We start from the raw sequence: 19,755 nt of genomic DNA, 5'->3' as shown, positions 1-19,755 counted from the left end.
AATTACTAAACAAAAGCTCCTTTTTTGAATTTAAACACCGTTAATTCAAACCTTTTCTAATAATCAAAATACCAATTAAAAACGTCTGCGCGTAGTCCTAAGGTGAACCAATTAGTACTCTCACTGAATGTAGCTGCGGTATTCTTTGTAGGATCAAAGCTTCTATAAATATAACTACCAAAAATCTTTAAATTAGTTGTCGGATTTACTAAATATCCTCCTTGAATATCCGCTATAAAAAGAGACGTTTTATTCCCCTGCCCCACTTTCACACTGCTATCAAATGGTCGTTTTTCATCATAATCTTTATAAATATTTCCACCATAATTAAAACTGTCGTCAGCATTGTCAAAATCCAAGCCACGGGTACCCGCAGTGATTTTTGCATCAGCAAAATACCTACCTTTGTGATAGCGGGCAATTAGAATAAATTCTTTGAAATTTCCACCCCACTGATGGCCGATATTTTGATTATTATGTCCATAATTTGTAATTGGCACACTATGAGAATACACATAGGGCCGCACATGATTGTATTCAAACTGCAGTAATAAATTATCAACATGGAATGCATTATAGTATTTGACTCCCAACTGATACCCGTATTTATTTTTCCAACTGTTATCTCGCTTTTTTATATCTCCCAAAGAAAATTCGTCTAACAAAAACTGACCATAAACATTAATTTTATCGCTCCACTTATACTTATATGTAAGCCCTAATAACGCATTTCCAGTTCTGGCAGAAGAGGCAAACTCAACTGATCTGTAAAATATAATCGGATTAACAAAACTAGCATCGAAGCCCCTGTCATTTGTATTGGTCCAAATAACTGATTCGAAGAAACCAAGATTCAATCTATTGCAAATATTCCAACTCAAATAATGGTTTGCCATAAACTTAGTCGCGTAGGTTCTCTCCAGAGTAACTTCGGGACGCACGTCTTTCAGCCACATATACGTATTAGTGTATTTAATTTTCCAAAAATTAGTGTTTATTTTAAAATAAGGATACGGACTTGCTCCGTCACTCTCCATCAACGAGCGGTACCCGTCTCCGATAAAATTCCTTCCATAACCCAATTGCAAATCGACATGCCTGCTTGCCGAAAATGTTAAATTAGCTTCCGCCAAAGGAAAATCATAGGAATCAGTTTTAAAATCCTTTGCAATTCCCATTCCAGGAATAATTGCAGGGTTACCACCGGCAGGCTTTATCGATTCAGCATACCGATTAAAATAATCTGCAAAACGTCCCTGACTTTCAAATACAGTGGTCGAAAAATTTAGTTTATCCCCAAGCCCTCCTCTAAAATTAATCGCGCGTGTATTGACATACGTATAAGAAACATCGCTACCAGAAGCTTTACCTACTTGCAAATCCAATATCGGGTTTAAGGACAACCAATAGCCGTCTCCCTGGATTTCAACTGCATTTTCATTCCACAACTTTTTCGCCCACCAACCAACAACATTTTTCTTGAGTTTTTCATTTACCTCTTTAATATCATAGTACTTTGAAACCTCAGCATAAGTGTACGGCTTTGAAGCAGTGTGGTTATTACTTCCTACTCGATTTAATGCCCCATCAAATTGTGCGTAGTAACTATGTGAGAATGGAATATTTAAATGACTATCATACTCCGGATTATTGTATTTCTTATAAACAATACTATCTAATTCCGTTAGTTGCTTTGTATTACTTTGTAATATTTCGGCACGAGCCAATGCCTCTGAAGCTCTTGATTCAGCACTTTTTAATGGAATTGAAATCGTGATATTGTATTTTGAATAAACTGACTTGCCATTATAAGTTGACGGACTAATTTTAGGAAACTTGGCAAAAACTCTCTTCGCTTCCTTAATTAATTCTTCATCAATTGCATTTACATAGATTACTTTGAAAATACCTGTTGCATCTACCTCAAAAAGCACTTTTACATTTCCCTGAAAATTGTTTGCCACAAGCTCTTCAGGAATAACAAAATTTTGAAAGACAAACTCTTGAACCTCATCATAAAAACAGCTTTCCAGTTCTTTATTCTCCAGATTCTTACAAATTGGAAAAACAGGAAAACGCTCAGGAGAACGATTCGACTCTAATAAATCTAGATCTTGTGCATAGGTAAAAAAAGAAAGAAATGATGCAATTAAAGTTAACAAACCCTTTTCCATATTTATTTTGATTGTATAATTAGTATCCAATGTTGGTGTTTTCTCCGTTAGCAATTGCTTTTGCTCCTGACGTTCCTATTCGCTTCACTCCTAACTTAATCATTTCAACCGCCTCTTCGTAGGTTCTAACTCCCCCAGCGGCTTTCACAGATAGTGGTATCGCATTTTCTAACATCAAAATAATCGACGGTATTGTCGCCCCATTAGGCAAATTATTATCCGTTTTAAAAAATCCAGTTGAAGACTTCACAAATACCGAGGAAAAACTAGTTTCCTTAAAATTAGAAACTACAACCTTTTTTATCAAATCCGTCAATTGTACAATCTGCTCATCATTCAATGCAGCAACCTCAATAATCCATTTTACCACTTTATTGTTTTCGATACCAAGTTGAGTTCCTTTCAAAATCTCTTCTTTAATCAAATCAATATTACCATTCTTAAACGCCTCATAATTACAGACAAAATCTAAATCATCTGCTCCGTCCTGAATTGCCTTTTCTGCTTCAACTAATTTAACGGCAATAGCTGACTTCCCTTCAGGAAAATCGATAACCGTTCCAATTTGTAAATTCGAACCAGCCTCAGAAACCATTTGTTTAGCTGATAAAACCATATTAGGACGAATCATGATCAATTTAAAATGCTCATTAATAGCTTCCTGAATAAACCCTTCGACTATTTTTACATTATCTTCTTGATTAAGCCCTGCCTGCTCCGCCGTTTTTAAATAAGTCGAATCTAAATATTTTTTGATGTTCATTTTTCTACTGATTTAACTATAATTGATATCTTCATAAATTACAAAAATACATATTAAATTGGCATAAGTTTTATAGTTGCAAATACTTTTAAAGCGACCACCATAGCTATCTACCCAAATTTTAGACCAGCAAAATGACTATCCAATAAAACTAATCAAATCTGAGGGAAATTAAATTGTAAAGCAAAAAGAAATACCTCTTTAAAACAAACAAATCCCACCGAAGTGGGATTACTATTTGTATCAGATTTTATTTAAACGCCTATTTCTAAAATATAAAAAAATTAAAAATACAGCTAAAACTGCTCCAACCATATTTGCTACTACATCTAGTGCGTCCTCTTTTCTGGTTGTAGTATATTGACCTTGCATGATTTCAATTGTAATTCCGAAAAGGACAGAAAACAAAAATGAAATAATATATGGCTTATAACTATCCGGATCTTTTATTTGTGTTTTAAAAAACAAAATCCAAAGTGATGTAAATACGAAATGAAAGAAAGCGTGAACTATTTTATCTAAGTTTTCAATATTTACGACAGGCATCTTATTCGACTGAACTAAACACAAAAAAAGAACCAACCCTGACCATAATAAAGCAATCCAGAATACTATTTGTTTAAGCACCTATAAGTTCTTTGTATGCCTCACTTGAAAGTAAAGAATCATAATCTGCAACATTTGAAACTTTAATTTTTATCATCCAACCAGCACCATAAGGATCTGCGTTTACTGCTTCCGGAGTACTTTCTAAAGCGTCATTGAATTCAATAATTTCTCCGGATAAAGGCAAGAACAAATCCGATACTGTTTTAACAGCCTCTACAGTACCAAAAACCTCATCTTTTTCTAAAGTCTGGTCCAAAGTTTCCACTTCAACATAAACGATATCCCCTAATTCTTTTTGAGCGAAATGTGTGATTCCTACAGTTGCAACATCACCTTCTAAACTAACCCATTCGTGATCTTTAGTGTACTTTAAATCTGCTGGTATATTCATAATAAATACGTATTGATAATTGATAATTGAATTATTGTTGTGCAAATGTAACAATCTTCTATTTAAATATAGTTTAGATTTTAATAAATTAATTCCCAAAATTATATCGAAGCGTAAATCCGGATCGAATATTCGTAAGAGGGAACGAGGTCGAAATTACCGCTTTTGAAAAAGAGTGGTCATAATAGAAAATAGCGGTCAGGTTTTTACTGAAAGCATAATCAGCTGTCAATTTTAAAGACCAAATATTTTGTCCTCCAGCTAACTGATTGTTATCATAATCTAAATACCTAACTATGGTTTGATTATTACGATAAGAGAAATCTGCCTTCATATTAATATCTCCTTTGATGATGCCCGAAGGATTATCTGCTAATCTAGAAGAAAAGATAACATCCTTAAATCGATATCCTAAACCAACCACGTACTCTACCCCTTTTACTTCTGTCAATAAATTATTATCAAAACTCATTGATAACGCTCGGTCTTTCTTGATCTCAGTTAGTATTTTCAACGAACTCTTTAGTTCGAAATCCATTCGAATTAGCGGACTAAATTGCTCCACTAAATTGACATTAGACATGATTGTTTTATTAAAAAAGTTTCCGCTCGCATCAACTCCGTCAGGTGTTTTATCATATTCGAAATTTGAACGATACTGATTAATAGTATAAGATGCCCTGTAATTATGTTGCAGAGAGAAACGTTTAAAATTCCTTTTGAATAAATCATAACGCATCAATCCATTATATTTTACTGCCCAGTTAGGAATAGGTACGCTTCTAAAAATCCCCAAAGAGACCCCTGATGCATCACTTCCTGAATAGGCCGCCATAAAAGCAGGCAATAATACCGCTTGATTATTTTTACCATATCCTAATGGATACCCATCTGCATCACGATTACTAGGATTATTTATATCTATTCCACGTTCAGAAGCTAGTCGGTTTGCAATTACAAGCCTGTTAGTTCTAAAATCATCAAATGCTGCAGAAGATTTTTCGTCGCTTGTAGAAAACGATGTTTTTATCAAGACCGTTGAAACAGAAAAAAGTCCGTATGTATAAGGCGAAAGCGAGTAATACTGACCGTCCAACACATTATATTGTTCCGAATAATTCTGCGAATAAGACCTGTCAGCTGCTAAATCAATTTTTAAATCCGGAAACAAATCTACATTTGCAGTTGCCTTAAACATCTTATTCGTTACCTGAGTAAAATTTTGATTAAACTCCTGATAACTGGTCAGCCAACCATTTTTTGCAGCTTCATATCGCACATCATCTTGACTTCCGAACGTAAAACCTAGTGATGGTCTCGAAGATCCTAAAAACCCAACGCTTGGTGTGTAACCCGGTAAAACGGTACCGCTATTCTCAGTATAATTAATCTGAATATTTTTTACACTAGTCAATACTCCCATTAAACCATCAACAAATTGATTGTTTTGAGCTTGAGATTTCACATTAGTATTCACCACTTTCTGTCCTGGTTTAGGAGCAGCCGCTTTCTGCTTATTTGCTGTCTTAGCCGAATTTCTCGTCAATCCCAAATACTTATAAAGCATGTCCATATTAAAACTTGTATTCAAGTTATTAGAACGTGCATTCTGAACTGTATTCCCTAAATCTGGAATACCAACATCCTCTAACTGAGAGAATGCATTTGATGATTTTTGCCAGCTATAGTCACCAGTATAAGAATAATTAGCTTTCACAAAACTAAATAACGGAATTTTATTAATTGGAATCTCATAATTTAAGACCAATTGCTGCATGTGTTGATTTGGATTTCCAATATCCCAATAACTATCCCAGATTGTAAAACTATCAATAGGTTCGTTGTCTGCATTCAAATAATTTTTCACAATATTATTCGACGAAGCTGTATAGTTTAATTTCAAAGATTTTGTCAGATTATAATTAAATCCATATTGATAGTTGAATGCAAAATTTCTTCGATACAAAGGATCAATACCAATTCCCTGTACATCTACCTGTCTAAATTGCTGACGGTTGTATTGTCGATTAATGTTAGTATTAAAGGATATGTTAGAAGGCAAATAATTAAAATTAAAATCACTTAGCATTTTCCAATAGTTGCTCTTTTTCAAAAATTCAGTCTTTTTAAACGGCTCAATTGGTTTGGGTTGAAAACTGTAAGCATAATCAACTGATGAGTTCACTTGCTGATCTACATAATCTTCAATTTCAAAATCATGTCGCTCTACTTTGTTATACGATTGAGAGAAGGTGAAATTTTCTGGATCGTAAACATGTTGTTTTTGTTCAGGACTTCTTTGTTTTCTTACTCCAATAAAATTAATACTCATTCGTTTTGTATAATCGATGGCTCTACTTGAAATATTATTTCTTTCAGCAGAGTCTGTAGTATTATCCAACAACTGTTTTAGTTTTATATCTTGATTAAAAGGATCGTATTCCGGAGTAATCGTTTCTTCGCCGATAGCGTAATTAAATGGTAAATTAACGCCCCATTTTGGAGGTAGTAATTTCCCCAAATTAACATTCGTCACAATGTTATATTGTTGAATATCTTCCCGACTTCTTTCGTTTGGCCCTTGTTCCAATGCACCAAAACCAATCGTACTTTTCTTTCCTGTAGCTGAAATTGTGGCAAAATCAGCTAGATTAGAATCGACGTTTAGCACTGCTGCCATCCCTCCTTGGTTATCCATGTCTGCTAAGCGAAGTTCATTGAACCAAACTTCTCCTTTAATATCCTGATGTGTTTCATTGCTTTTTACACCCACCATCAAAGTTCTAACTAATCCAAAATTAGGATTTCCTTTGATCCCTAATCTTAATTTACTAGTACCATCTCCTTCAGGCCTGCTAGCGTCATCATCTGAGTAATAAATACCGTCTAAAGGCAAGGTGCTTAAATCAACACTCATCGCCAATATTTTTAATTGGGTCAATAGTGCCAATGATAAATCGATTTCATTTTCTTCCGGCCATACTGCCTCAGCACTCAACGGAGAACAATTTAACGTCGCCGATGCCGAAGGTACTGTCACTTTCAAAGGAATCTCGATTTGATAAAAATTCTGAGTAAAATCATTTCCAAAACGAATAAACCCTACCATTTGATCATCTCTAAGCGTAGTTTCATTTGGTAATGACTCCGCATGCAAAAACATTTTCAATTTTTTAAATTGACGCATGTCAATACTTACATTTTTAAAAACTGCTCTTGAATCATTAATTTCTAATCCGTCACCTGCAACTCTTAACGACAATGATTGTTCGTTTTGATTAATAATAGTATTGTTATTAAACAATTGTTCTCGTTGCACCCCTGGAGGTGTTATATAATTTATAGGACATCTCTGATTATTTTCCTGAACATTTACTGCTGATACGTCAAATTCTGTTCCATCATCTGCTACATTTGTATCGTTGAAGTCAAGCGTATTGGTATACCTTCTCCATTCTCCTCTTACTAAATCTAAAGCTCCAAAACGGACTGTTACTGCTTGATCAAAGCCAGTCATAAACATTCGCATAAAACGAATCGATCTGAAATCTGAAATATTTCCTATCGTATTCTCCGGTTGCGTAACAGGAATTTTAAACTGAATCCATCTCGAATCAGTTACTTCGCCATTCGCTAATGTTACCTGAGTATCTCTAATATCCGTTATATAATTCTGACCGATAACAGGATTAGATTTCACATCGATGCTATATTCATAATAAGCATTGATCGTATTCATTGTATTATCCCTGTTGATGTCCTCAACATCAGGAACGGTTGACGATCCTCTATTTGGATTATTAATATCTACCACAGAATTCCCGTCAACTCCATTATAATTTTTATAGCGATCGAGTACACTTCCAGAACTATTCAAATAGTAGGTGTAATCATCCGCAGCTGGATCTGGTTCAGAAGCAAAGTTGTTATACACAGCCCCTTCATTGGCATTAGCCAAACCATCTAATCCTACATCCTGATTGGATCGATTATTTACATTGGTATCGAATGCGTAGATTAAAGATTGTGAAGCAGGAACATCTCCCCAGATCGGTCTCGGATTGACCAATATTTGATCTGGCCCAAGTCCGTTTTCATACTGTTTTCTTCCATCCTTTAAAACATCTTCTGAAATTTCGCCTAAATTGAAATATAGTTTCCCTGAATTAGTTTGAGGAATCGCCCCTTTTCCAACATAAGGATCCATTACCCAAAACTGAATGTATTCCACATTTCCTTGCTCAAAATTAGTAGAATTTAAAGATCGCATGATTCCTCCAAAATTGCCTGCAGGATCTGCCGCAAAATTTACATTATTATTATATGCTCCTCTTTCAGACGGATAATAACTTAAATCTAAGGTGTTCACGATTTGTGATTGTCCTTGTGCAATATCTGTTAAAGGGTACAGCTCTTGACTGTAGATTCTCCTAGTGGAATTAAATGATAAGTCATCATTTGAAACTCCAGCAGGTTTTTGAGTATAAAATATAGGATCAATTGAATACCAGGCCAGTTTTGATCTTTTAAAACCATAGCTTAAATCATTGGCATTCGCATTAAAATCATAGGTGCTTCTAGTATTTCTGTCCGGAGTGGACGACAAGCTCCAAGCGTACGCTGAACGCATATCGATCGTTGTTTGAGACCCTTCAAAATCATCCACATAAATAGTTGATTCTCCTTCAAACTGATCCGCTTTTGGTGAATCTGGTTTTAAAAACGCAACTTCTCCTCTTATAGATAGGCTTGACGGTACATCAGTATCTAGATTTGGCAACTTATTCACTAACCTAGTTAAAAAAGGAACCTCTGTAGAAAAATTAGTATTGAAACCAAAAATAGTATTGTTCACAGATTCCTGACCAAAACTTGATTTCTGAGTAAATGGTCTTTCAGACATTTTTAAAAAAGTTCCACCAACCAAAAAGTTATCTGAAATTTTATGCTCCACATTTACACCCATAAACCGTCTGGTTTGCTGACCGAAAATAGAATTGTTTTCTAAAGAGACATTAATTGGCGTATTTGAAGCTTGTAGTGAAGCATCTAAAATTTGCACTCGCCCTAATTGATAATTTACGCTATAATCAACCCCCTCCACTAAAATTCTACCGCCTGCGGTAACAACAACAGAACCTCTTGGTACATTAAACGCTCCAATTGGTATTCCGTCACCTCCCGAGGATTTATACTTTCCTCTTAAGAGAAATTTATTTTTATCACTATCCTGCAAGGCGCCTGATTGTGTATTGCGATACATGTTTCTAAAAACATATTTCTTTTGGTTTGGATTATAAGTGCTGGCATCATCATAATTCTCTCCTGAACCCGTATTGGATAATTTAGAAAACAATAATTCTCCAAATGGTTCTTTGGTTGTAAATATTAATCGCCCATTTTGAGAATCGATTGTAATGCCTTGCATAAAGTCAAAAAAACCGTCCCCACCAGTTTGAGGATCATTATTGTAATTCAATTTATCTAAATTGAATACTTTCAATAATGGTGTTTCTGCAACTCGATTGTCAGGTGTTGGACTAGAAGGAAAGGGAACCGGATTTCCGGCTGCATCTTTTGCTTCAGTGATATAATTTAATGGAGACGGATCTGTATAAAGAATATTGAACCTGAAATCCTCTTGTTTTACCTGATAGGCTCCAGGAATCTGATAAATATTCTTCATCATCAAATTCCAAACTGGGTTTTTAACATTGGTTAAATTGCTCTTCAGCATTTTCAAAATTAAACTTTGAGTAACAATAGCCTGATTGGAAGGAGTGGTACCCGTCACAACCGTTGCATCCACACCATCATTCCCAAACTCTCCAACCTGATACACTTTATCACCAATAGTATATTGATATGCTACCGCTAAAACCTCGTCATTAGCTAATCTTTGTTGCAAAGAAATATAACCTAACTGTGCATTAAATGTATATTCATTAGGATTCAGTTTTCGGGCATTTTCTAACTTTGAATAATCCTGCCCTTCACTTACAGTAACATTAAACCCCGAGCTTGAAGTTACAATTTCTCGAATATTATTGTTCAGCAAACCAGTTCCTGTTAAAATTTGCGCAGGATCGTAATCATTATTTGCGTTGTCCGAAGGAGTGTCAAAAGGATTATTAAATATACCCGTTGAAGGATCTAAAACCACCACCTCGTTATCAGCAATTCCAGATAATTGCCCTTCTCCTAAATCTTGAAGCGCAATAATATTTCTTAAATTATTAGAAGTAGTATTCACTCGGGTTTGTTTGTTGGTCACCCAAATTTCCAACCTTGATATTTGAACTCTACTGTCAATAAACGGGTAATTTTTTAATGAAGAATCGTATTTATTTCTGAAATACTGGGATAAGAAAAAGTGTCTATCATTATCATAGTCCAAAGCAAACATATCAAAATCTTGGATTGTCCCTCCACCTTGAGCTACCACACTTTTCGTCTGTGATTTTTGCTCTGAAAAAACACCGGTAACCGTTGTTTTTCCAAATTGGAGTTGAGTTTTCACCCCAAACAAACTTTGGGCTCCTCTAATCAATGAGCTATTTAAAGGCATACTTACATTTCCAACTTCAATTTTCTGAATTATATCATCCTCAGAAGGGGCGTATTCTAATTTAATTAAATTTTGAAATGCAAAAGTAGACTGTGTGTCGTAATTCGCATTTACATTAAGTCTTGTTCCTACTTTACCCATTAAACTCATACTAATCCTTTGATTGAAATCAAAAGATAAATTAGATCTGTTTCTTGGAGAAAAGGAAGGATTATCCTGTTTTGTGTAGCGCATACCTAAGTCCATTTCTACGGATCCTGTCGGTTTAACATCAATCGTGTTACTACCAAAAATAGATTCAAAAAGACTAGAATTAATATAGTATTTTGGCAACAAATCTTTTTTAGCTTCTTCACTACCTTCTTTTTTGCCGTCGATAGCATCAGTTTTTTTCTTGAAATAATCTCTCATAGATTCTTTCAATACTAAATTTTCATACTGTTTTGGCGTTAAAATGATCGGATAATTAATGGAAAACCCATCAACAGAGTTGGTGTAAATATACCTATCTGTAACTGGATCATATGCATAAGCTGACAGGATACTTTGAGGATCTTTTATTTGGACTTTTCCTAAAGAAAAACCTGTTTTTGTAGTGTCTTGAGCTTGCTCTTTTACTTGTGCTAACGACACGGAACCACAAAACAAAACAATCAAAAAAGTACAAATTTTATGCATACAATTCGGGTTTATAACTTTGATTTTATAAGCTTTTTAAAGCTTTCTTAATAATAGATTCCACGGAAGCATCGGGATCTTCTTTTACTATTTTCTCGATAATTTTTTCTGAGGTTTTCCTAACAAAACCTAAAACCTCCAAAGCTGATAACGCCTCATCTCGATTTGTATTGCTTTGTGACATTGAAACTTCATCTAAATCATACAATTTTAGTACTTTATCTTTCAAATCAAGGATTACCCTTTGAGCTGTTTTACTACCAATTCCTTTAATAGATTGTATGGTAACAACATCGCCAGATGCAATTGCATTTGTAATTTGTTTTGGATCTAATGAAGACAACATTGTTCTGGCTATACTGGCTCCAATTCCTGAAACCGAAAGTAACATCTTAAAAATCTCTCGCTCTGATTTTTCAACAAATCCAAACAAAGTGTGTGCGTCTTCTTTAATTTGAAGGTGGGTAAACAATTTTATAAAATCAGCATTTGGGAGCAAAGAATAGGTATGTAACGAGATGTTTACGTGATAACCAACACCGCCACAATCAATAACTACTTCTGTTGGTGTTTTTTCTACTAATTTACCTTGTAAATGTGTTATCATTAAAATGTTTTGTATTTAATATAAATATAGTTGTTTCGAATTAAAAAAAGCACTCCGTAATGAAGACGGAGTGCTTTTCAATATCTATTTGACCTATTTATTTTTTTTCTTCTGTTTTTCTTGTGCATCAATAACAGCAATAGTAGCCATATTAACCATTTCTTCAACACTTGCTCCTAATTGAAATATATGCACTGGTTTTCCCATACCTAACATAATTGGACCAATAGAATCTACCTGATTTAATTCTTTTAATAATTTATAAGTGATATTGGCAGAATCAAGGTTTGGAAAAATCAAGGTATTCACTTTTTTACCAGCTAGTTTAGAAAACGGAAACTTTTCTTTTAACATTTCAGGGTTCAAAGCAAAATCAGCTTGAACTTCTCCGTCAATAACCATATCTGGATGATTCTTATGTAAATAAGCTACAGCCTCCCTTACTTTTGCTGCACTAGTATCTGTTGACGACCCAAAGTTTGAAAATGAAACCATCGCAATAACGGGCTCTACACCAAACATTTTAGCAGTTTTAGCAGTCATAATAGCAATTTTAGCCAGATCATCAGCAGATGGATCAATATTGATGGCTGTATCTGACAAGAACATCGGCCCACGTTTTGTTATCATCATATTTGTAGTTGCAGCAATAGATGCACCTGGTGCTTTCTCAATTAGTTGCAACATAGGCTTAACCACTGATGAATAACTTCTGGTATATCCAGTAACTAAGCCATCGGCTTCTCCCTCATTCACCATCATCGCGGCAAAATAGTTTCTTTCACGCATTAATTTTTGAGCATCCAGCAAAGAGATCCCTCTTCTTTTTCTGGCTTCCCAATACGTATTTGCGAATCTATTTCTTCTTTCGTTCTCTTCATCAATTTTAGTATCGATAATTTCAACTTCGGTTTCAAAACCTAATTCTTTTTTCAGCTCTAGTATTATTTCCATATTACCCAATAGAATGGGCTGCCCTATTCCCTCTTCTAAAACAATTTGGGCTGCTTTTAGCACATCTAGATGATCTGCTTCTGCAAATATGATTTTTTTAGGATCCATTTTAGCTCTATTGGTAATCAATCGAACCATTTTATTATCATTCCCCAATCGGTCTAAAAGCTCTTCTTCATATTTATTCCAATCTGTAATCGGGTTTAAGGCAACTCCAGAGTCCATTGCAGCTTTTGCCACAGCTGGAGCAACGACTCTTATCAGTCTTGGATCAAAAGGAGAAGGAATAATATAGTCACGTCCAAAAATTAATTTGGTCGCACCATAAGCGATATTCACTTGTTCAGGAACATATTCTTTTGCTAAGGCCGCCAGCGCTCTAACCGCCGCCATTTTCATTGCTTCGTTTATTTTTGTAGCACGAACATCTAATGCACCACGGAATATATAAGGAAACCCTAATACGTTATTTACTTGGTTTGGATAATCTGATCTTCCCGTAGCCATAATAATATCGGTACGTGTGGCTATCGCTAAATGATAATCGATTTCAGGGACAGGATTTGCCATTGCAAAAACAACAGGATTGTCTGCCATTGTCAACAACATCTCCGCCGAAAGAACATTTCCTGCAGAAAGCCCTAAGAAAACATCTGCTCCCTTTATAGCTTCTGTTAGTGTAAATCCTTTTTTATCAGTTGCATACCGTTGTTGTAATAAAGAAATATCCGTTCTATCTTTAGACAAAACTCCGTCTTTATCAAACATAGTAATATTAGCCGGATTAACTCCCAACAGCACGTATAAATTAGCACACGCTAATGCTGCAGAACCTGCACCTGAAATTACAACTTTTGCATTTTCAATTTTTTTACCTGCTAATTCAAGTGCATTTAACAAAGCTGCAGATGATATAATTGCAGTTCCATGCTGATCATCATGCATTACAGGTATGTCAAGCTCTTCAACTAAACGCCTTTCAATTTCGAATGATTCAGGCGCTTTAATATCCTCTAGATTTATTCCTCCGAAAGTAGGAGCTATCGCCTTTACTGTCTCAATGAATTTATCAATATCCTTAACATCTACTTCTATATCAAAAACATCGATGTCAGCAAAAATTTTAAACAACAAAGCTTTCCCTTCCATAACTGGTTTTGAAGCTTCGGGACCAATATCCCCAAGACCTAAAACTGCTGTTCCATTTGTAATAACCGCAACTAAATTCCCTTTAGCTGTATATTTATATACATTATTTACATCTTTCGCTATTTCCAAACAAGGCTCTGCTACACCTGGAGTATAGGCCAAAGACAAATCTCTTTGTGTTGCATATTTCTTTGTAGGGACTACTTGTATCTTACCGGGAGTCGGTTTTGCATGATATAATAATGCTTCTCTTCTCTTACTATTGCTATTGCTATTCATTTACTTAGGTTTTATTCTAGCTTACAAAGATATAAGAGTTGCTTTAAAAAGCAGACTATTCTCCTATTCTTTTACAAAAAAACGACTGTCATTTTGCAGCAAAAAAAATAGCCGCACTAATTTGCAGCTATTTAAATTGGTAATTGTATTTTTAATTATGCTTTTGTCCCACTGATATAAGAATCCAAATGCTGAATTGTTTCTTTTTGTATCTCTGTAATAGACTTCACTACATCTCCTATCGAAATAACGCCTAAGACCGCATTATTTTCAACAACCGGTAAATGTCTGATCCGTTTTGTACTCATCAATTCCATACAATAATCGAGATTATCTGTTGGTTTCACCGTAATAACATTTCGCTCCATGATTTCATGTACAAGAGTGTCTTTGGAAGCTTTGTTTTTCAAGACAATTTTTCTAGCATAATCCCTTTCTGACAAAACCCCTCTAAGTAAATTATCTTCAATTACTAAAACAGCTCCAACGTTTTTCTCGCCCATTACTTTTAAGGCTTCATAAACCGTAATGGAAGAAACTATAGAGTGAACATCATTCCCTTTAATGCTTAATATTTGATTTACAGTCATATTGAAAAATTTTAGTTGACTATAAAGTTAAAAAAAATAGCATACAAATGACAGCTTTTTTATAAAAAACTATACTTTAAATAAATCTTCAGGTAAAGTTAGGGAGTTCAATTGAGTTTTAAAATCATCATTCAAAATTTGCAAACCGTATTGATACGATGCATTTACCCACCCAAATCCTTCTTTAGAAATATAATCGAATTCAGTCCCTACATTGCCATATTCTGCAAAAACTTTATGTGAACTAGTTTCCAGATTAAATTTTTCAGGAATGGTTCCGTTATATTCTACTGCATTTTTTGTAATCAACCAAAGCCAACGATAAATCATTTCCTGGGTTTTATCCAGATATCCATAATTGATTAAGCCTTCCCATAACAACATTTGATGAGGAGCCCACCCAAAAGGATAATCCCATTGTCGTTGCGGGACATCTTCAGGAATCCCAGCAACACTCGCTTTTGTACTTCCTGTAATTCCTCCTGATTGAATGAATTGCGGCAAGGCTACTCCTACTAATTTTTTGGCCTGATTTTCATCACATAATCCAGCCCACAATGGAAAAAAGGTAGTTGCCGCTTCAAAAGGGAATTGTTTTTTATTTACAAAATCATAGTCAAAATACATCCCTGCTGCTTCATTCCAACACAATTCATCTATTTTGCTTTTACGAAAAGTGGCCTTATCCTCCCAATCTTCAGAAGCGTACGTTATTCCTTCGACTTGAAAAGAATCCTCAAAGTAGTTTTTGATAAGATAACTGATATCCTTTTCGTATTTATAAAGAAAACTATTGATATCAACTGAATTCAGATTGGCACAGGTATTTATCAAACGGTTTGTAGTGTCATGCCCACTCTCTCTCATGCTACGATCATGAACAAAATAAAGATCAAGTTCATCATCAACAATAGATCTGCTTAAATATTGTTTTTCAAATTCTCTAATAGGCAAATTATACTTTGTGGCATAAGGCGCTAAGATATCGTCAAAATGACCAGGCTCCACCTCAAAAGGCATTCCTACTCCATCTGCTTTGTACCTATTTAACCCTGTAGGTGTCAATCGATTTCCCTGCACCATCCAAACGGTATTGTATTCCAAAATGACAGTTTCAAGATGCTTTTTCAACCACTCCCGACTTACTTTCCTGTCTTTCATTACACTAACTAACAACGAGGAATACAAAGGAGGCTGCGTTCTCGTCAAATAATAGCTTCGGTTTGCATTTAATATTTTACCATAATGAATTATTTGGTATCTGAAGTTTTCGGCAATAGCCATAGCCTTCTCCATTTGACCATCAATCAACAAGCCAACACCTATAAAATAACTATCCCAACCATACATTTCATTAAATCTTCCGCCGGGCACCACAAAAGGAACGCCTTGTAGACTATATACTTTTTGCTCCAGCGCTAATGCTAAAATTCCTGGTTTTGTATTCAAGGTATCCACATAATCGACACTATAATCCTTCGGCAAAACAGCAACTTTAAAATTTTTAAAATCTTTTTCCAAGTCTTTAAAATAAGAAACCCCTACCTCATCCTTTGCAGAAACATAAAGCGTAGGCACTTCATTAGCTGTTTTTTCATCTTCAAGAATTTGGGCAAGCCCTTTCTTGTCGATGGTACGTGTCAATTCATCCCAATAATCCTCACGGATTTTTCTAGAGATTCTCTCAACAGGAGCTTCTTCAACATGAGATAAATCCAACTCATTAACCTTCTGTTCTCGTAGCAAAGCCAGCTCTTGAAGCAAATTTGACAAATGATACGTTCCAGTAATTACCTTTTCTACTTTAGTTTTTTCATCTATCAGCACAAAACGCTTAGGCCCTTTATCCTCTTTGGTAATTTTTTTATCTTGATCAGTATCTTCTTGAAATAATAGTTCCTGAAATACTTTTTCTATATTATTTAGCGTGATTTTCATGATTTAGAAGTAAGTTTTTTTAGAATAAAAAAGGAGACCAATAATAATGACATTGGAATCAAGGTATAATAAAAAGCATTTTCTGGCCCTTCATTTTTAAACAAATAACCAATAACCCTTGACCCTACTGTGCCACCAAGAGCCGAAAAAACAACTATTAACCCTGTCATCGAACTGTGTAATTTATTAGGCAAAGCACTCAAAACAACTGAATTCAAAAGTGGGTAAATAGGCGCTATAAACAATCCCACTAATGGAAATGCAAATCCCATCAAAGGAATATCACTCAATGAATTAATATCTTTTACTTCTAAACCAACTGTTCTTGGAAGCACAAAAACCACCAATAGCATTGCCATGATTATACAAAAAGTCAATACCCAAATCCAATTGATAGACTTAGTAATCACACCAGCAAGAAGCCTTCCTACAGCCAATGAAATTGCTAGAATACTTGCCATCATAATACTGATATTCTCTGGCAGATGAAGCACTTTATCATTAAACGTAGGCAACCATGTCATAATTCCTTGCTCAATCATTACAAATAGAAAAGCACTAATTACAAAAACGATTGTCAATAGTTTAACAAACAGTTTGAACATTTGTTTAAAATCATCTAATAAGTCTACCCCAGGTATTTCTGTTTGCTTTTCGAATTTGGTAAAAAACAAAAAACTAAACGACAATAGCGAAATAGCAGCTAAAAGCCAGTATACATTAAGCCAAGCATTAGGATCGGTTTCAGAATTAAAAGCGGGGAATAAAAAATAAGCCAAGGCGATTCCTATCATAAAAACACCCTCAATACTACTCATTAAACTATTGTGCTCTTTTTGATTCTCCGTCACAGTTCCTATCAGAGAATAAACAGATACTTTTATCAATGCAAAAGACACCCCGACAGTGGCAAAAAGTACTTTGGCAGCGCTAAATGAATTCCCGAAATACATGGTAACACAAGCAGCTGAGACTAATGCTAAACCAATTAACATTGCCTTTTTATACCCAATTCTAGGCAAGAAAGAGGCAATTAGAAAAGATACAATAGCTATAGGTAAATCTTTAAAAGCTTCCAAAATACTAGCTTGTAATTCATCAACACCATAATTTTTTTGCGCCTTTAGAATAACAATCCCTACACTATTGAGTAGAATGGCAAAAACAAAGTAATTGAGATACATTGCGAGCTTAATGGTACTTTTTTTCATTTATTTAATTTTTTAAGTATTAGGTATTCATGGATATCAATCCCTCCCAGAGTATAAATACATCTTGATGTTTTACGACTGCAAATTTTTAGATTACATTCTGATATTAAAAACTCATTTGTTTGGTAGTTCCCTTATCTATTTGATCTATCGTAAAATGACAGGTTTTAAGGTCAGCTATTAAATGCGCTACTGATTTATTGTTTGTCCATTTAATGTCAAGGGCATCATCAAGGGCATCATTAATTTCTACTTTTCCTAAAAATGCATCTGAGGTATTTCTTAAACGAATTATCTCTAGCTGTTTCTTTACAACATCTGTTTTTAAGCCTTGCTCTATGTCTTGCATAGTTAATGCTGTACGGTTGATTTCCTTATGACCTGCGCTACCACCATTATCGGCTGCTTCATAATTATTTTTCCCAGCAAAAACATCTAAATACCACACTTGAGGTATTCCTGGCATAAACATTTGTATCGCTCTAGCTAAAAGTAACTTTTGCTCGTCTTCACCTAATGCACTAAAAAATGTAGCGTTTACTTGATAATAAGAAATCTTTTTTCCTGAAGGATCATAAAGATTTTTCACGCGACCACCGCGCTCCATGATTGTATTCATGATCCCTTCTATCTCGTCATCTTCTAACAAGCCCTGGTTATAAACCCCATTTACGTCTTTACCTTTTAAATCTAAAACTGGTATTCCGTCATGACAACCAAGCATGTTTACTGTTTTGTATCCTTTGGCGATAATTTCTTTTGCCCAACTTAATAAAGCTTTACTCGTTTTATTCTCAATAGTATGAATCGTTAAACCTGGCAAGAAAAAGTCATAAATAGTATAGCCTTCGTTAGCTACTTCATCGTGCAAATGCAAGCCATACTCCGCATGAATTTCAGGCAAGAGTATCAAATCGTTTTTTTGCGCTATTTGTTTAATTCGTTCTAAATATTCCCAAGTACCCGGTTTATTGAAGAAATTTGATTCCCCTACTTGTTTATGCAAATAGGCGAAAGCATCTAAGCGAAGAATGTTGCAACCATAACCACGTAGTTTTTTTAGTGTCTCTTCGTAGAAATCCCAAACTAAAGGCGATGCTGCATTCACATCCATTTGTCCTAAATAAGAACGCTTCTGTTCTATTACTTGTAGAATATCTGCTTTAAAAAGACTCACCTCTTTAAAATCAACAGTTGTAAAATCTTGATCTTTAGCAATAGCTTCATTAATTTTTGCAGTTATAAATAGACTTTGCTCTTCTGATAAACCACATATATTTTGTAAATCTAAAACTGTTATAGGATTATATGTTATTTGCTGGTAAAAGGTATTCCAATACGGTTGTTCTGTACCATCCGGAAAACGAACTTTTAATACTGGCAAACCAGACTTGCGCATGAATAATTTATGGAGATATTCTGCTTTTGGAATTATAACATCATCCTCATTTTTTACTCCGTTTCCTTCCCAGAATTCATTCCAATTGATAAAGAAATCTTTATATTTAGATTCGTTACCGTATTTAAGTACATCTTTAAATTGTGGTGAAGCGACAGAAAGATGATTTAAGACAATATCAAATTTAAGTTTAACATTGAGTTCTTCTAATTCAAGTAAGTCGTTTGTGTCTACTAACTCTTTATTAAGATTATAATCAATAATAGAAAACCCCCTATCTAAGTCACTATTAAAAAAAGTAGGCAATACATATAGCAAAGAAAAAACATCCTTAAATTCTGTCATTTTAAGCATGTCTACTGTATCACTGAATTTTCCTCCAATGCTATCTGGATACGCATTAAGCATCACACCATTAGCGATTGTTTTATTATTTTCTTGCATC

At 34.6% G+C, this 19,755-nt stretch carries 11 protein-coding genes; all 11 read right to left on the bottom strand.

Translation table 11 applies throughout. The features are described 5' to 3' along the window. Positions 1 to 56: 56 nt before the first annotated feature. Positions 57 to 2,174: a capsule assembly Wzi family protein gene (locus tag AC4PRO_RS02050; protein ID WP_492116111.1), complete on the bottom strand. Its 2,118-nt coding sequence runs from the start codon at positions 2,172 to 2,174 to the stop codon at positions 57 to 59. Between the two features lie 19 nt (positions 2,175 to 2,193). Next, a complete protein-coding gene (gene deoC, locus AC4PRO_RS02045) occupies positions 2,194 to 2,937 on the bottom strand; it encodes a deoxyribose-phosphate aldolase (RefSeq protein ID WP_492116110.1) in 744 nt (247 codons plus the stop codon). A gap of 243 nt (positions 2,938 to 3,180) precedes the next feature. Beyond that, entirely contained in the window at positions 3,181 to 3,483 is a 303-nt protein-coding gene (locus tag AC4PRO_RS02040; protein WP_492116203.1) for a VanZ family protein, read from the bottom strand. A 73-nt stretch (positions 3,484 to 3,556) separates the two neighbouring features. Further along, the gene (gene gcvH / locus AC4PRO_RS02035) at positions 3,557 to 3,937 is read right to left on the bottom strand and encodes a glycine cleavage system protein GcvH (protein WP_492116109.1); all 381 of its coding nucleotides are present in this window, start codon (positions 3,935 to 3,937) and stop codon (positions 3,557 to 3,559) included. 88 nt (positions 3,938 to 4,025) lie between these two features. Next, positions 4,026 to 11,183: a T9SS outer membrane translocon Sov/SprA gene (gene sov / locus AC4PRO_RS02030; protein WP_492116108.1), complete on the bottom strand. Its 7,158-nt coding sequence runs from the start codon at positions 11,181 to 11,183 to the stop codon at positions 4,026 to 4,028. A gap of 25 nt (positions 11,184 to 11,208) precedes the next feature. Continuing rightward, positions 11,209 to 11,790 carry a Holliday junction branch migration protein RuvA gene (ruvA, locus tag AC4PRO_RS02025; RefSeq protein WP_074721789.1) on the bottom strand — a complete coding sequence of 194 codons (582 nt, stop codon included), beginning with the start codon at positions 11,788 to 11,790 and terminating at the stop codon, positions 11,209 to 11,211. Between the two features lie 93 nt (positions 11,791 to 11,883). Then, entirely contained in the window at positions 11,884 to 14,172 is a 2,289-nt protein-coding gene (locus tag AC4PRO_RS02020) for an NADP-dependent malic enzyme (RefSeq protein ID WP_492116107.1), read from the bottom strand. Between the two features lie 155 nt (positions 14,173 to 14,327). After that, on the bottom strand, positions 14,328 to 14,762 hold the full coding sequence (locus AC4PRO_RS02015) for a CBS domain-containing protein (RefSeq protein WP_492116106.1): 435 nt from the start codon (positions 14,760 to 14,762) through the stop codon (positions 14,328 to 14,330). A gap of 69 nt (positions 14,763 to 14,831) precedes the next feature. Further along, positions 14,832 to 16,700 (bottom strand): trehalase family glycosidase, encoded by a 1,869-nt coding sequence (locus AC4PRO_RS02010; protein WP_492116105.1) that lies wholly within the window; start codon positions 16,698 to 16,700, stop codon positions 14,832 to 14,834. Further along, a complete protein-coding gene (locus AC4PRO_RS02005; protein ID WP_492116104.1) occupies positions 16,697 to 17,911 on the bottom strand; it encodes an MFS transporter in 1,215 nt (404 codons plus the stop codon). Before AC4PRO_RS02005 ends, AC4PRO_RS02010 begins: the two co-directional genes overlap by 4 nt. 106 nt (positions 17,912 to 18,017) lie before the next feature. Beyond that, positions 18,018 to 19,754 carry an alpha-amylase family protein gene (locus tag AC4PRO_RS02000; RefSeq protein ID WP_492116103.1) on the bottom strand — a complete coding sequence of 579 codons (1,737 nt, stop codon included), beginning with the start codon at positions 19,752 to 19,754 and terminating at the stop codon, positions 18,018 to 18,020. Between the last annotated feature and the right edge of the window lies 1 nt (position 19,755).

This window comes from Flavobacterium sp. DW-iso2 (assembly GCF_058725285.1).
Note: the sequence above shows the minus strand (reverse complement) of the source record. Positions and strands in the feature narration are given on the sequence as shown.

What these genes read in the sequence shown, in the direction of transcription:
- AC4PRO_RS02050 (WP_492116111.1), bottom strand. Translation starts at nt 2,174, where the DNA reads ATGGAAAAGGGTTTGTTAACTTTAATTGCATCATTTCTTTCTTTTTTT.
- deoC (WP_492116110.1), bottom strand. Translation starts at nt 2,937, where the DNA reads ATGAACATCAAAAAATATTTAGATTCGACTTATTTAAAAACGGCGGAG.
- AC4PRO_RS02040 (WP_492116203.1), bottom strand. Translation starts at nt 3,483, where the DNA reads ATGCCTGTCGTAAATATTGAAAACTTAGATAAAATAGTTCACGCTTTC.
- gcvH (WP_492116109.1), bottom strand. Translation starts at nt 3,937, where the DNA reads ATGAATATACCAGCAGATTTAAAGTACACTAAAGATCACGAATGGGTT.
- sov (WP_492116108.1), bottom strand. Translation starts at nt 11,183, where the DNA reads ATGCATAAAATTTGTACTTTTTTGATTGTTTTGTTTTGTGGTTCCGTG.
- ruvA (WP_074721789.1), bottom strand. Translation starts at nt 11,790, where the DNA reads ATGATAACACATTTACAAGGTAAATTAGTAGAAAAAACACCAACAGAA.
- AC4PRO_RS02020 (WP_492116107.1), bottom strand. Translation starts at nt 14,172, where the DNA reads ATGAATAGCAATAGCAATAGTAAGAGAAGAGAAGCATTATTATATCAT.
- AC4PRO_RS02015 (WP_492116106.1), bottom strand. Translation starts at nt 14,762, where the DNA reads ATGACTGTAAATCAAATATTAAGCATTAAAGGGAATGATGTTCACTCT.
- AC4PRO_RS02010 (WP_492116105.1), bottom strand. Translation starts at nt 16,700, where the DNA reads ATGAAAATCACGCTAAATAATATAGAAAAAGTATTTCAGGAACTATTA.
- AC4PRO_RS02005 (WP_492116104.1), bottom strand. Translation starts at nt 17,911, where the DNA reads ATGAAAAAAAGTACCATTAAGCTCGCAATGTATCTCAATTACTTTGTT.
- AC4PRO_RS02000 (WP_492116103.1), bottom strand. Translation starts at nt 19,754, where the DNA reads ATGCAAGAAAATAATAAAACAATCGCTAATGGTGTGATGCTTAATGCG.